This is a genomic window from Agromyces binzhouensis, from assembly GCF_042672355.1.
GTDB classification, from domain to species: domain Bacteria; phylum Actinomycetota; class Actinomycetes; order Actinomycetales; family Microbacteriaceae; genus Agromyces; species Agromyces binzhouensis.
This window is the reverse complement of record NZ_JBHXVJ010000008.1, coordinates 97,147-111,018: the sequence shown is the minus strand read 5'-3', so window position 1 is coordinate 111,018 and position 13,872 is coordinate 97,147. Positions and strand designations below refer to the sequence as shown.

At 72.8% G+C, this 13,872-nt stretch carries 13 protein-coding genes; 9 read left to right on the top strand and 4 right to left on the bottom strand.

Annotated features, from left to right (window positions below; translation table 11 throughout):
* Positions 1-63 precede the first annotated feature (63 nt).
* A complete protein-coding gene (locus ACFVHK_RS14545) occupies positions 64-1,197 on the bottom strand; it encodes a substrate-binding domain-containing protein (protein ID WP_129235443.1) in 1,134 nt (377 codons plus the stop codon).
* 213 nt (positions 1,198-1,410) lie between these two features.
* On the opposite strand from ACFVHK_RS14545, the gene ACFVHK_RS14540 reads away from it, so the two are divergent.
* Both ACFVHK_RS14540 and ACFVHK_RS14535 read left to right on the top strand, forming a co-directional pair.
* The gene (locus ACFVHK_RS14540; protein WP_376929434.1) at positions 1,411-2,568 is read left to right on the top strand and encodes an ROK family transcriptional regulator; all 1,158 of its coding nucleotides are present in this window, start codon (positions 1,411-1,413) and stop codon (positions 2,566-2,568) included.
* 121 nt (positions 2,569-2,689) lie between these two features.
* Positions 2,690-2,947, top strand: a complete 258-nt coding sequence (locus ACFVHK_RS14535) for a DUF4190 domain-containing protein (RefSeq protein WP_376929433.1) — start codon at positions 2,690-2,692, stop codon at positions 2,945-2,947.
* Between the two features lie 37 nt (positions 2,948-2,984).
* On the opposite strand, the gene ACFVHK_RS14530 is transcribed toward ACFVHK_RS14535, so the two are convergent.
* A complete protein-coding gene (locus tag ACFVHK_RS14530) occupies positions 2,985-5,351 on the bottom strand; it encodes a sulfatase-like hydrolase/transferase (protein WP_376929432.1) in 2,367 nt (788 codons plus the stop codon).
* Between the two features lie 722 nt (positions 5,352-6,073).
* Positions 6,074-6,661: a dienelactone hydrolase family protein gene (locus ACFVHK_RS14525; RefSeq protein WP_376929431.1), complete on the bottom strand. Its 588-nt coding sequence runs from the start codon at positions 6,659-6,661 to the stop codon at positions 6,074-6,076.
* 43 nt (positions 6,662-6,704) lie between these two features.
* Between ACFVHK_RS14525 and ACFVHK_RS14520 the strand changes: the two genes are divergently transcribed.
* From ACFVHK_RS14520 to ACFVHK_RS14490, 7 genes are all read left to right on the top strand, one after another.
* The gene (locus ACFVHK_RS14520) at positions 6,705-7,349 is read left to right on the top strand and encodes a TetR/AcrR family transcriptional regulator (protein WP_376929430.1); all 645 of its coding nucleotides are present in this window, start codon (positions 6,705-6,707) and stop codon (positions 7,347-7,349) included.
* 53 nt (positions 7,350-7,402) lie between these two features.
* On the top strand, positions 7,403-8,092 hold the full coding sequence (locus ACFVHK_RS14515) for a class I SAM-dependent methyltransferase (protein WP_376929429.1): 690 nt from the start codon (positions 7,403-7,405) through the stop codon (positions 8,090-8,092).
* A gap of 246 nt (positions 8,093-8,338) precedes the next feature.
* Positions 8,339-9,109: a DUF2306 domain-containing protein gene (locus ACFVHK_RS14510; protein ID WP_376929428.1), complete on the top strand. Its 771-nt coding sequence runs from the start codon at positions 8,339-8,341 to the stop codon at positions 9,107-9,109.
* A 4-nt stretch (positions 9,110-9,113) separates the two neighbouring features.
* Positions 9,114-10,259, top strand: coding sequence for a sensor histidine kinase (locus tag ACFVHK_RS14505; protein WP_376929427.1), 1,146 nt, complete (start codon positions 9,114-9,116; stop codon positions 10,257-10,259).
* On the top strand, positions 10,256-10,933 hold the full coding sequence (locus ACFVHK_RS14500; RefSeq protein WP_376929426.1) for a response regulator: 678 nt from the start codon (positions 10,256-10,258) through the stop codon (positions 10,931-10,933). The genes ACFVHK_RS14505 and ACFVHK_RS14500 overlap by 4 nt, the downstream gene beginning before the upstream one ends.
* Positions 10,934-10,982: 49 nt before the next feature.
* Positions 10,983-11,669 carry a MerR family transcriptional regulator gene (locus ACFVHK_RS14495; protein WP_376929425.1) on the top strand — a complete coding sequence of 229 codons (687 nt, stop codon included), beginning with the start codon at positions 10,983-10,985 and terminating at the stop codon, positions 11,667-11,669.
* Entirely contained in the window at positions 11,666-12,598 is a 933-nt protein-coding gene (locus ACFVHK_RS14490) for an NAD-dependent epimerase/dehydratase family protein (protein WP_376929424.1), read from the top strand. The genes ACFVHK_RS14495 and ACFVHK_RS14490 overlap by 4 nt, the downstream gene beginning before the upstream one ends.
* 28 nt (positions 12,599-12,626) lie before the next feature.
* On the opposite strand, the gene ACFVHK_RS14485 is transcribed toward ACFVHK_RS14490, so the two are convergent.
* Complete coding sequence (locus tag ACFVHK_RS14485) at positions 12,627-13,595, bottom strand: hypothetical protein (protein ID WP_376929423.1); 969 nt, start codon at positions 13,593-13,595, stop codon at positions 12,627-12,629.
* Positions 13,596-13,872 lie beyond the last annotated feature (277 nt).

Below are 13,872 nucleotides of genomic sequence, written 5' to 3'. Positions count from 1 at the left end.
TCGTTCCGGCGGATCGCCGGGGTGGGAGGGGCCGCGAGCCGGCCGGGCCCCTCCCCCGGATGGTCAACCGCCGGTGACGCTCGAGGGCGGCTCCACGCCGTAGTCCGCCTCCCAGCCCTCGACGAGGTTGTCCTTCGTGACCTTGGTCGGGTCGGATGCCACGAGCTCGGGCGCGTCCTTGCCGAGCACGCCGTAGGCTCCCGCCCGGGCGAGCCCGGCGCCGATGTCGAGCGAGCCGTTGCCGACCATGCCGGCGACGTTCGTGCCGGTGACCATCGCGGCTGCGACCGTCGTGTCGAGGTCGTTGGTGACGACCTGGATGTCGGTGCGACCGGCGGCGCGGATGGCGGCGAGCACGCCCTGCGCTGCCGTCGCCCACGAGACGTAGATGCCCTTCAGGTTCGGGTTCTTGGCGATCATCGCCGCGGCGGCGGCCTGCGTCGCGGTCTCGTCGGCGAAGCCCTGCTCCTCGACGACCTCGATGTCGGGGTACTCGTAGGCGAGCCAGTCCGTGAACGACTGGTCGCGCTGGTTGGTGAACCAGAAGTTCGCGTTGAACGTGAGGACGCCGACCTCGCCCTCGCCGCCCAGCGCGTCGCCGAGGATCTCGGCGTTCGCGCGCCCGGCCTTGGCGAGGTCCTCGGTGACGATCGAGACGAACTCGTCGCCGGCGGCGTAGCCCTCGGGCGGCGTGGTCATGATGACGAGCTTCGCGCCCGCGTCGAGGATCGGCTGGAACGACTTCGCCGCCGAGGTGGGGTCGACCGCGATCGCGACGACGATGTCGGGGTCGAGCGCCATGACGGTCTGGACGTTGTTGGCCTGGGTGCCGGCGTCGAAGTTCGCCTGCGTGCTCGCGACGACCTCGATGCCGAGCTCCTCGAACTCGGCGCGGGCGCCTTCCTCGACGGCCGCGACGAAGTCGCCGGAGGTGTGCCACACGAACGCGGCCGTGAGGTCGCCCTCCTGCACCTCGGCGAGTTCGTCGTCGGTGAGCTCGAGTTCGCCGAGCGCTCCGGGCTGCTCGCCGTTGGGGCCCTCGAACTCGAGGCTCGGCTCGGCGGCCGGTGCGCCCGGCTCGGCCGGTGCGGCCGCGGTGCCCTGCGCGGCGCAGCCGCTGAGCATCAGGGCGGATGCGACGGCGCCGACGAGCGAGACCCTCAGGGCTCGAGTCGGGGTGAGCGGTGATCGTGCCATGGTGTGTGACCTTCCTGTGCGGACGTACCTGGGTGCGACGACCGGCCGGCCTCGTGCATGTCGTCGGCGAGCGTGCGTTGCCATTTTGATTTCAGTACGCAAGCAAAGTCAAGACTTCTCTCGAATTTCAGCGCGAGAATCGCATCGGAGCGTCGGATCGACCGCGCTCGGGCAATGCTTTACGCTCAGACTGAGCGGAAATCAGGAGGTCCGATGGTCAACGACATGCGCCGACTGAACAGGACGGCGGTGCTGACCGAGCTGATGCGCATCCGGCCGGCGAGCCGGAAGCAGCTCGCCGCGGCATCCGGCATCTCCGCCGCGACGGTCACGCGCGCGGTCGAGCAGCTCATCGCCGAGGGCGTCGTGGTCGAGGCATCCGAGCTGGTGTCGGAGCAGCGCGGCCGCCGCGCGGTGCTCCTCGACCTCGTTGCGGATCGCGCGTTCGTCGTGGGCATCGACGTCGGCGCGTCGAACACGCGCATCCTGCTCGCCGACCTCGTGGGCACGCCGATCGAGCGCCGCGAGCTCGCGACCCCGGTCGAGGCGGATGCCGCGGGGCTCGCCACGTGGCTCGCCTCGGCGGCACGCGACATCGCGGGCGATCGCTGGGACCACGTCGAGGGCCTGTACCTGGGCCTCCCGGGCGCGGTCGGACGCGACGGGTCGACGATCTCCAACGCGCCGAACCTGCCGCAGGTGGAGGAGCCGGGGTTCCTCGACCTGGTCCGCGCGGACGCGGATCGGCCGGTGCGAGCCGACAACGACGCGAACCTCGCCCTGCTCGGCGAACAGCACTTCGGCGCCGCGCGCAACGCGCCGACGGCGGTGATGGTCACGATCGGCACCGGCCTCGGTGCCGGCATCGCGATCGACGGCCGGATCCTCCGCGGCGCGCACGGCGTCATCGGCGAGTTCGGGCAACTGCCGGCCGGCCCGCTCGGCACCCGGCTCGAGCTCATGGTGACGGGCCCTGGCATTCTGCGCCTCGCGGCCGAGGCGGGCGTGCGACTCGACTCGCCGGCCGACCTCTTCGCGACCGACGCCGCCGAGCCAGTGCGCGCGCTCCGCGCCCACTTCGACCAGGCCATGCTCATCGTGCTCACCGCGGCGACCGTCTCGTGCGAACCCGAGGTCATCGTGCTCGGCGGCGGCATCGCGAAGTCGCTCGCCCGCGACCTCGGCCGCTACGAGACCGTGCTCGAGCACCACCTCGGCGCGGCACCGCGCCTCACCGCGTCGGAGCTCGGCGACTTCGCCGGCGCGACTGGCGCGGTCGTCGCCGCGCTGCACGAGGTGTACCGCGGCATGGGCATCGACGAGCGCGCCTTCGGCGACCTCCCGGTCGCGGCGGAGGCGGAACCTCGGTGACGACGCTCCGCACGGGTATCGGCCGCCCGGCACCCGCGCGGATGGTCCACCCGCATGCCGAGCGCCGCCGCGGGCCCTTCGGCCCCTGCCGTGGCGCGGCACCCCACGCTAGCCTCGCGCCATGACTGCTCCCGGCACCACGCAGACCGACCGCTGGAACGTCTTCGCGATCATCGCGTTCGTGACCGTCTGGTTCACGATCATCCTCGGCCTGGTCTTCGGGCACCTCGCTCTGTCGCAGATCAAGACGACGGGAGAGAAGGGCCGCGGGCTCGCCCTCGCCGCGGTGATCATCGGCTGGGTCGCCGTCGCGCTCGGCGCCCTCGCCGCGATGTTCATCCTCATCTTCGGCGGCCTCGCGATCTCCGCCAACACGTAGGCGCGCCCGCCGCCCGCGTGCGTCGGCCCGAGCCCGCCTACTGGCGCGCGAGCGCCGCGCGCAGCTCCGCCTCGTGGTCGACGATGTGCTCGCCAGACACGTCGAACACCACGCGGTCGATCGTGCCGGTGAACGCGAACGGCGCCGTGTAGGCGTCCGTCAGGGGCGCCCCGGCGTCGAGCCCGACCGAGACGCCCGAGGCGAGCCCGAGCATGATCGGGATGGTGACCGGCAGGTCGCCGCTCCCGACCGGCTGGCCGTCGACGAACAGCGTGACGGTCGCGGGCGTGCCCTTGCCCTCGCGGATGCTCGGCTGCCCCGTCGGCGCGAACTCCATGCTGAGGATGTGCGTGCCGGTCGGCACGTCGGCGTCGCTCGTGATGTGGAAGTACTCGGCCGCCACGTAGTTGTACGTGTAGACGAGCCGACCGTCCTTGACGTACAGGCTGTAGCCGCCGTCGACCCCGCCCTGGCTGACGACCACGCCCTCGGCGCCGCCCTCCGGGATCTCGACGAGCGCGTTGATCGTGTGCGGGCGGTTCACGAGCCGCGGCGCAGCGCTGCCCGCGACCTCCGACGTGTGCGGGAAGTAGACGTAGCGCGAGCGGTCCTTCGCGATCACCGGGCGCTGCTCGGCGAACCGCTGCTGGCCGCGGCCGTCGATCGGGAGGACGTTGTACTTGCCCGCCTCGACGTACCAGAGCGAGATGAGCTCGACCAGCTTGTCGGGGTACTGCGCGGCGAGGTCGTGGTTCTCGGCGAAGTCCTCGGCGACGTGGTAGAGCTCCCAGCCGTCGGCGTCGAGCTCGCGCAGCACGTCGGCCGTGATCGGGTCGCCGAACGCGCGCCCGGACTCGGCGAACGAGGCTCCCGGCCAGGGGCACACGGCGCGCCATCCGTCGTGGTAGATCGAGCGGTGCCCGAGCATCTCGAAGTACTGGGTCGTGCGGGTCGAGGGGGCGGATGCCTCGACGAGCGCGTCCTTGAAGCTGACGCCCTCGATCGGCGACTGCGTGACCCCGCGGATCGAGTCGGGCGGGGTGACGCCGAGCAGGTCGAGCACGGTCGGCACCATGTCGATGGCGTGCGCGTACTGGGTGCGGATCTCGCCGCGGGCAGGGATCGCGTTCGTCCACTGCACCATGAACGGGTCGCTGATGCCGCCGCGGTACGTTTCGCGCTTCCAGCGCCGGAACGGGGTGTTGCCCGCCCAGGTCCAGCCCCACGGGTAGTGGTTGAAGTACTTCGGCCCGCCGAGGTCGTCGATCGCGGCGAGGTTCTGCTCGAGCGAATCGGGCACGAAGTTGAAGAACTTGTTCTCGTTGATCGACCCGGTCGGGCCGCCCTCGGCGCTCGCGCCGTTGTCGGAGATGAGCATGATGAGCGTGTCGTCGAGCTCGCCGAGCTCCTCGAGGAACGAGATGAGCCGCCCGATGTGGTGGTCCGTGTGCTCGAGGAAGCCCGCGAAGACCTCCATCATGCGCGCGTAGAGGCGGCGCTCGTCGGCCGAGAGGGAGTCCCAGTCCTGCACGTCGGGGTCGTGCCGCGACAGCTCCGCATCGGCGGGCACGAGCCCGAGCTCCTTCTGCCTGGCGAAGACGCGCTCGCGGTAGACGTCCCAGCCCTCGTCGAACATGCCCGCGTAGCGGTCGGTCCACTCCTTCGGTGCGTGGTGCGGCGCGTGCATCGCGCCCGTCGCGAAGTAGGTGAAGAACGGCTTGTTCGGCGCGACCTGCTTCGCGTCGGCGATGAAGGTGATCGCCCGGTCGACGAGGTCCTCGGTGAGGTGGTAGCCCTCCTCCGGCGTCTTCGGCGGTTCGACGCGGTGGTTGTCGTGGGTGAGCTCGGGGTAGTACTGGTGCGTGTCTCCGCCGAGGAACCCGTAGTAGCGCTCGAACCCGCGACCGAGCGGCCACCGGTCGTACGGCCCGGCCGCGGTCGTCTGGTCGGTGGGCGTCAGGTGCCACTTGCCGACCGCGAACGTGTTGTAGCCCTCGCCCTTCAGGATCTCGGCGAGGAACCCGTTCTCGAACGGCACGTTGCCGTCGTACCCGGGGAACCCGGTCGAGGTCTCGGTGATCGCCGCCATGTGGTTCGAGTGGTGGTTGCGTCCGGTGAGGATGCAGGTCCGCGACGGCGAGCACAGCGCGGTCGTGTGCATGTTCGCGAACCGCACGCCGTTCGCCGCGATGCGGTCGATGTTCGGGGTGCGGATCGGGCTGCCGTAGCATCCGAGCTGCCCGTAGCCCATGTCGTCGATGACGATGAACAGCACGTTCGGGGCGCCCTCTCGCGCGCGCCTCGGCTCTGGCCAGGCCGGCGACGATTCGTCGAACGTGCGCGCGACCACCCCCGGGAACGTGCTTCCGGGTCGGTACTCGCGCAGCGTCGGCTCCTCGGACATCTCTCCCCCATCCGGCCGCGCAGCGACGCGCGGCCCCCGTCGGAACCTAACAACGGCGCGCGGGCGCCCTCGGGCCTTCCGTCCCGTGCGAGATGACACGCGCCGTCCACCCCGCGCGGCGCCCACGCGGCGGCTCCTGCGAACCCGACGGGCTTGCGCGGTCCGGCGCCCGGCCCACCATGAGAACGCAGGATGACCCGCGCCATCCACCCCGCATGGCACCCACGCGGCGGCTCATCCTGCGAACCCGACACGGCCATGCGCTCGAGTGACGCGGGCCGCCAACAGAACGCAGGATGACACGCGCCATCCACCCCGCAGGGCACCCATGCGCCGGCTCATCCTGCGAACCCGACACGGCCATGCGCTCGAGTGACGCGGGCCGCCAACAGAACGCAGGATGACACACGCCATCCACCCCGCAGGGCACCCATGCGCCGGCTCATCCTGCAAACCCGACGCGGGCGTGCGGCCGGGTGGTCGGGTGGCGCGGACCGCCACGAGAACGCAGGATGACACGCGCCATCCGCCCCGCAGGGCACCCATGCGCCGGCTCATCCTGCGAACCCGACGGGGCTGCCGAGTCAGCGGTCGCGCTCGCCGCCCACCGATCCCCGCTCCCCGATCCCGGGCGGGAGCGTGTTCCCGCGCCTCGTCGTCGCGGTCACGAACACGCCCTCGCTCGGCCGGACCCGGGAGAGCAGCCCGGCACGCTCGACCGGCTAGGCACGCGCCGCCTGCCACGACCGGGCGAGGACGTCGAGCCAGGCGATGACGGATGCCTCGAGCCCGGCCGCGAGCTCGGGGTCGTGGTCGACGTTCGTCGGATCGGCGAACAGGTGCGCCGACCCCGGGTAGAGCTCGAGCACGCCGCCCGCCTCGGCGACGAGCCCGCGGGCGACGTCGAGGTCGACCCACGGGTCGTGCTCGGTCGTGTGCACGGCGAGCGGGACGCCCGCCGGCCACGGCGTCTCGAAGGCCGCGGACGGGAGGCAGCCCGACATCAGCAGGGCGCCGCGGGCGCCCGGGCGGGTCTGCGCGAGCAGCTGCGCCGGGCCGGTGCCGAGGGAGAAGCCGGCGTACACGAGGTCGGTCGGCAGCGACTGCGCCGCCGCGACCGCGCGATTCGCGAGTTCGGGGATGCCGATCTCGTCGCGGTACGCGACGCCCTCGTCGAGGGTGGCGAAGACCTTGCCGTCGTAGTAGTCGGGCGTGTGCACGATGTGGCCCGCCGAGCGGAGCGTCTCGGCGAATGCGAGGACCCCGTCGGTGAGTCCCTGGCCGTGGTGGAAGAGGAGGATCTCGTTCATATTGGACAGTGTACAACTCAATTGATCAGCGTACAATACCCGCATGAGACGAACCGCAGGGCAACGGGCGGGCCTCACCCGGCAGCAGGTCACGGATGCCGCGATGGAACTGCTCCGCGCGGAGGGCCTCGACGCGGTCTCGATGCGACGGGTCGCCGAGCGGCTGGGCGTCGCGCCGAACAGCATCTACGCCCACGTCGCCGACAAGGCCGCGCTCGTCGACGAGTTGATCGACGCGATGCTGGGCGGCGTCGCGACCCCGACCGACGACGGATGGCGCGCCCGCATCGAGCGCGTGATGCGCGACAGCCGACGGGAACTGCTCGTCCACCCCGACCTCGTGCCGTTCGCCCTGGTGCGCCAATCCGTGGGCCCGAACGCGCTGCGCCTCGGCGAGATCACGCTCGGCGCGCTGCGCGAGGCCGGGCTGGACGGCGCCGCCGCCGTGACCGGACTCCAGGTGCTGCTCGTGCACACCATCGGGTCGGCGGCGTTCGAGACCGGGCGCACGCAGGACCCCGACCCCGCGGCACGCGGTCGCCGCGGTCGCGAACGGGCGGCGGAGTTCGGCGGCGTGACCGCCGAGCTCAGCGAGCCGATCTCGCGGTGGAGCGGCGACGAGGTCTTCGAGCGCGGCCTCGGCTGGCTGCTCGACGGTCTCGTGTCCGGCGCAGCCGACGGACGCTGACGTCGACGTGCGCTGACGTCGACGTACGCTGACGGATGACCGGGAGGACTCCGATGACCGAGCACCGACACGATCACCGCCACGGCCACGGGCACGGGCACGGGCACGGCCACGGGCATGCCGACGACGCCGAGATGTTCGAGCCGCCCGCGTGGGATGCGGCGTACTCGGGCGACGAGGCCCGGTGGAGCGGCAACCCGAACGCGCAGCTCGTCGCCGAGGCATCCGCCCTCGAGCCCGGCACGGCCCTCGACGTCGGCTGCGGCGAGGGCGGCGACGTGATCTGGCTGGCCCAGAGCGGATGGCGCGTGACCGGCGCCGACTTCTCGGCCAACGGCCTCGCCCGTGCCGCTGAGCACGCCGAGGCTGCGGGCGTCGCCGACCGTACCGACTGGTGGCAGGTGGACGCCCGGACCTTCGACGCCGGCGGCCGGTCGTTCGACCTCGTGACTACGCACTTCCTGCACCCGCCGGATCACGGGATGGTCGACGTCGTGCGCCGCCTGGCCGGCGCGGTCGCGCCCGGTGGGCACCTGCTCGTCGTCGGGCACGCGCCATCCGCCGCCTTCACGCACCTGTCGGCGAGCCACCGCGACGCGATGTTCCTCACCGCAGACCTGCTGCCGGGCCTCCCCGCCGATTTCGAGGCACTCGTCGTCGAGCAGCGCCCGCGCACGACGGTCCGCGACGGCGAGGCCATGGAGGTGCACGACTCGACCCTCCTCGCCCGCCGCCGCCCCTGACCCGGCGCGCAGCGCCTCTCGGCCGCGAGCCGCGGGCGGCTGTCGTCACGATCTGCGGGTGCGAGCGGCCGCGCACCCGCAGATAGTGACGTCACCCGACCCTGACGGTGCCCAGGGGTCCGGCTATCCGTCGAGGAAGCCCGTCGATGCTCGGCCCGAAGGCCAGCACGGCATCGGCCGAACGGCCGAGGCGACGCGAGCCGCCCGGCCGATGTGCCGCACGACCCGCGCGACGACGATCGAGGCATGACCACGACCGCAGCCCCGCGCCGCCGCCCGCGCCCGCGCCCCCGCACCCGGACGCGCACCCGCGCCCGCCGCGCCCGCCCCGAGTGGCTCGCCCCCGCCGGCCTCATCGCGCTCAGCCTCGTGCCGGTCGCCGCGGGCGCATTCCGCGTCACATCGCTCGCCACCGGCGCCCCCGCGACCGCCGAGAACGCGCGCTTCGTCGACTCCCCCGTGCCCGTGATCGTCCACATCGTCGGCTCGGTCGTGTTCCTCGTACTCGGCGCGCTGCAGTTCGCGCCGTCCCTCCGCCGACGGCGCTGGCACCGGATCGCCGGCCGCATCGTCGCCCCCGCCGGGCTGCTGTCCGCGGGGTCGGCGCTGTGGATGACCCTGTCCTACGAGATGCCGGCGATCAACGGGCCCGGCCTGTTCGTGATGCGGCTCGTGTTCGGCTCGGCGATGGCGGCCGCGATCGTGGTCGCCTTCGCCGCCATCCGTCGCGGCGACGTCACAGCGCACAGCGCGTGGATGACCCGTGCCTACGCGATCGGACTCGGCGCGGGCACGCAGGTGTTCACCTTCCTGCCGTGGACGCTCCTGCTCGGCGCGCCCGACCAGGTGATGCACTCGGTGCTGATGGGTGCGGGCTGGGTGATCAACCTCGTCATCGCGGAGGTCGTCATCCGGCGACGGGCGGTGCAGGCGCCGCGAGCGCCTCGATCGCCTCGGGCGCCCCGTCGTTCCCGTACTTCCGGCCGATCCCCGGCGACCGGTGCGCGCCTATCATGAGGGCATGACGAGCCCCGCCAGGGCACTGTGGGACGCTCCGGTCGCCGCCCCGCCGCCGCCCCGCCGGGTCTGGCGCGACTGGCTGCTCGTCGCGGTGCTTCCGCCGCTCATCCTGCTCGAGGCGACGCTGCGAGCGGATGTCCCGTGGCGCTGGCTCTGGGCGGTCGTGCTCGTCGTGCTCGTGCCGACGCTGCTGTGGCGGCGCATCCGCCCGCTGACGATGCTGGCGCTCGCGTTCGCGGTCGGGTGGACGGCCGGCCTCATCGCGGGCGGCGATCCTGAGCTCGTCGCGACCGCGTACTTCCTGGTCCTCGTCTACGCCGTGATGCGCTGGGGTTCGGGGCGAGCGATGCTCGGCGGCGCGGCGCTCGTGCTGACGGGCACGCTCATCTCGCTGCCGCTCGGCGAGTCGACGCCGGCCGACGTGATCGGCGGCATCGCGGTCGTGGTCACGACGATGACGCTGGGCATCGCGTTCCGGCAGCGCGCGGCCGCGCGGGCGCGCGAGCTCGACCGTGTCCGGCTGCTCGAGCGCGAGCAGTTCGCGCGCGACCTGCACGACACGGTCGCGCATCACGTGTCGGCGATCGCGATCCAGGCGCAGGCGGGCGGGGCGGTCGCCGAGTCCGACCCGGCTGCCGCGGTCGAGGCGCTCCGCGTCATCGAGGGCGAGGCGTCGCGCACGCTCGACGAGATGCGGTCGATGGTGGGGGTGCTCAGGCGAGCGGATGCCGCGGAGCTCGCGCCGACTCCCGGCATCGCCGATGTGCGGCGACTCGCGCGGGCCGGGGCTCGCGGCGACGCGGGCGACCCCGAGGTCGACGTGCACCTCGACGGGGACCTCGACGCCGTCCCGTCGACCGTCGGCGCCGCGGTGTTCCGCATCGCGCAGGAGGCCGTGACGAACGCGCGTCGGCACGCGCGCGACGCGTCGCGCGTCGAGGTGCGCGTGCGGGTGGATGCGGACGGGGTGCGGATCGTCGTCCGCGACGACGGCGCGCCCGTGGCATCCGTCGCCCCTGGATTCGGGCTGACCGGCATGGCCGAGCGGGCCGCGGTGCTCGGAGGGACCTGCACGACGGGCCCGGCGGCCGACGGTCGCGGCTGGGCGGTCACGGCGGTGCTGCCGCGCAGCGGATGGTCGGCATGAGCGATCGCCCGCCCGTGCGCGTGCTCGTCGCCGACGACCAGGACCTGGTGCGCGCCGGGCTGCGGATGATCCTGAACGCGCAGCCCGGTATCGAGGTGGTCGGCGAGGCCCGCGACGGTGCTGAGGCGGTCGCGTTCGCCCGCGAGCTCCGCCCTGACGTGTGCCTGCTCGACATCCGGATGCCGGTGATGGACGGCCTCGAGGCGACGCGCATGCTCGCCGGCGCGGACGTCGCGGACCCGATCCCCGTCGTCGTGATCACGACGTTCGACCTCGACGAGTACGTGTACGGCGCGCTGCGCGCGGGCGCGCGCGGGTTCCTGTTGAAGAACGCCGGACCGACGATGCTCGCCGAGGCCGTGCACGCGGCTGCGCGGGGCGACGCGCTCATCGACCCGAACGTGACGGTGCGGTTGATCGAGGCGTTCGCTGGGGCGGATGCCTCGGCGGCGCGATCCGCGGCGGCGCACTCGCCCGCGACGCCGCTGACCGATCGCGAGGAGGACGTGCTCGCCGCCGTGGCGCGCGGCCTCGGCAACGACGAGATCGGCCGGGCGCTGCACATCTCGCTCAGCACGGTGAAGACGCACATCGCGAGCCTCATGGCGAAGATCGGCGTGCGCAACCGCGTCGAGCTCGCGATCTGGGCGCACGAGCGGGGGTCGGTGCGCTGAGCCCCGGTGCTTCTGATAGTTGCACTATCGATAGTGCTACTCTCAGTATATGCGGATATCCGAGCTCAGCCGGCGGAGCGGCGCCCCCGTCACCACGCTGAAGTACTACCTGCGCGAGCGACTCGTCCACGAGGGCGAGCGCCGGAGCGGCAACCAGACCGACTACGACGAGTCCCACGTGCAGCGCGTCCGACTCGTGCGCGCGCTGCTCGACACGGGCGGGCTCTCGATCGCCGCCGCGAGGCGCGTGCTCGCGACGCTCGACGCCGACGACCGCTCGATGGCCGACACGTTCGAGGCCGCGCAGCACGCGATGACCGACGGGCGGGCCCACCACGAGGCATCCGACGCCGCGCGACGCCGCGTGGCCGCGCTCGCAGGCGCACAGGGGTGGCGCACGACTCCCGACAATCCCGGGCTGGACCTCGCGGCACGGGTGCTCGACGACTTCGCGGCGATCGGCTACGAGCCATCCGATGCATACCTCGACGCGTACGCCGCGGCGGCCGACCGCATCGCGCGCGCCGACCTCGCTGCGCTGACCGACCGCGAGAGCCCCGCACTCGCCGCCGAGCTCATGGTCGTGGGCACCGTGGTGGGCGACGCGCTCATCGCCGGCCTCCGCCGTCTCGCCCACCAGGAGGCGACGGCCGAGCTCTTCCCGACCACCGGCGACGCGCACGCCGCGCCCGCCGGGCACGCCACGCACGCCACGCAGCGAAAGGACCTGCCATGACCACCCACGTCGTCCTCGGAGGCACCGGCGTCGTCGGGCGCGAGACGATCGCGGCGCTCCGCACCGGCGACCGCGAGGTGCGCGCCGTCTCGCGCACGCCGTCGACCGCGCCGGAATCGGGCGTCACGCCCGTCGCGGCCGACCTCCGCGACGCGGCATCCGCCGCCGACGCACTTCGGGGCGCCGACGTCGCCTACCTCACCGTGGGCCTGCCGTACACGACCACGGCCTGGCGGCGCGACCTGCCGGTCATCGTGCGGAACGCGGTCGACGGATGCCTCGCGGCCGGCGCCCGGCTCGTGTACTTCGACAACGTCTACGCGTACGGCCGCACCGACGGACGGCCGATGACGGAGTCGACGCCGATCAGGCCGACGAGCCGGAAGGGCGCGGTGCGCGCCGACGTGCTGCGCATGCTCGACGCGGCCCGCGACGAGCGCGGGCTCGAGGTGACCATCGGACGCGCCGCCGACTTCTACGGCCCCGGGGCGACGACGAGCGCGTTCAACATGTTCGCGATCGACCGCGTCGCCGCGGGGAAGCCGCCGATGTGGATGTTCGACGCGAGCCTGCCGCACTCGATCACGTACACGCCCGACATCGGCGCGGGCCTCGCCGTGCTCGGCACCGACGACCGCGCCCGAGGTCGCACCTGGCACCTGCCGACCGCGCCGGCGCTGACCGGCGAGGAGTACCTCGCCCTCGCGTCGGGAGGCCGACTCCCCCACCGGACGATGTCGATGAGCGCGATGCGGCTCGGCGCGCTGTTCGCGAGCGGCGCGCGGGAGTCGCTCGAGATGGCCTACCAGTACACCGAGCCCTACGTGTTCGACTCGTCGGCGTTCGAGCGCGAGTTCGGCGTCGCGCCGACGCCGTATGCCGAGGGGATCGCGGCGTCACTGCGGACCGCGTCGGCGAAGGCGGGGTGACGCCGCGCGAGCGCAGCGGTCGGACGGGTCAGAGCAGCCCTTCCGGCCACTCCCATCCGGGCGGCGGGGTGGTTCCGCCGGTGCCGTAGGGGTCGCAGTCGGGTTGGCAGGCGCGGATGCTCTCCTCGCTGAGCGAGAACTCGAACGGGACCGTGATCGTGCCCCAGTCGGGCGGGAAGATGGAGACGGACTCCGCTTGGGCCGCGGACGCGGCCGCGGCGGCGGCGGCACGTGCGGCGGCTTCGATCGCCGCGGCGTTCGCCGTCGCGTGGGTCGATTCCACCTCGGATGCCGCGGCGAGCCACCTGGGCAGCGCCTCGAGTCCGACCGCCTCGCCCTCCTCGGCGAGCACCGCGTCGCGCGCGGCGCGCAGTTCGGCCACGACGTCGGCCGGCGCCATGCCGGATGCCGCGATGACCCGATCGGTGCGCGGGCCCACTTCGGCGACGACGGCGGCGACCGCGCGATGGGCCGACTCGCACGTCGCGTGCCGTTCGAGGGCCGCGAGGCGGATCAGCTCCGCCTCCTCGCCGGCCGACGCCCGGAGATCGCTGAGGCGGTGGACCTCCTCGACGAGCTCGTCGCGACTGGACGACTCCGCATCCCGCACGAGGAGGATGGTCTCGGTCGAGGCCGGCTGCGTCACGTCCGTCTCGGGCGCCACGCGCGCCATGGCCGCCGTGCCCATCGAGATGACCGTGGTCGAGAAGCGGTCCGTCGCGGAGATCGCGGGCTGGAGGCGGCTCGTCTCGTCACGCACGCACTCGTCGGCAGCGGACGACGCGGCTTGCGCGGCATCCGCGCGCTCGCTCACCAGGTCGATCTCCGCCACGAGCCGGTCGCGCTCGACGGTGAGCTCCGCGCGGGCCTCGGCATCGAGGACCGCCGCCCGGCTGGTGACCGCGGCCGCGGCGAACGCCATCGCGATGACGAGCAGCACGGCGACGGCGATCGGTCGACGTCGGATGCCGGTGAGGGCGGCACCGAGGGTGTTCATGCATGGACTCCTTCTGCGCCGCACCGCGCAGTCGCGGATTCACGCTAGCGGATGCCCCGGCCCCGGTCGATGACGAAACGGACACGAATCCCCGCGGCTTCCCGGCGGCAGGCGGCCCTCACTCCGCCGATGTCCCGGTACCTCGGTACTCCGGTACTCCGGTACTCCGGTACTCCGGTACTCCGGTACTCCGGTACTCCGGTACTCCGGTACTCCGGTACTCCGGTACTCCGGTACTCCGGTACTCCGGTACTCCGGTACTCCGGTACTCCGGTAC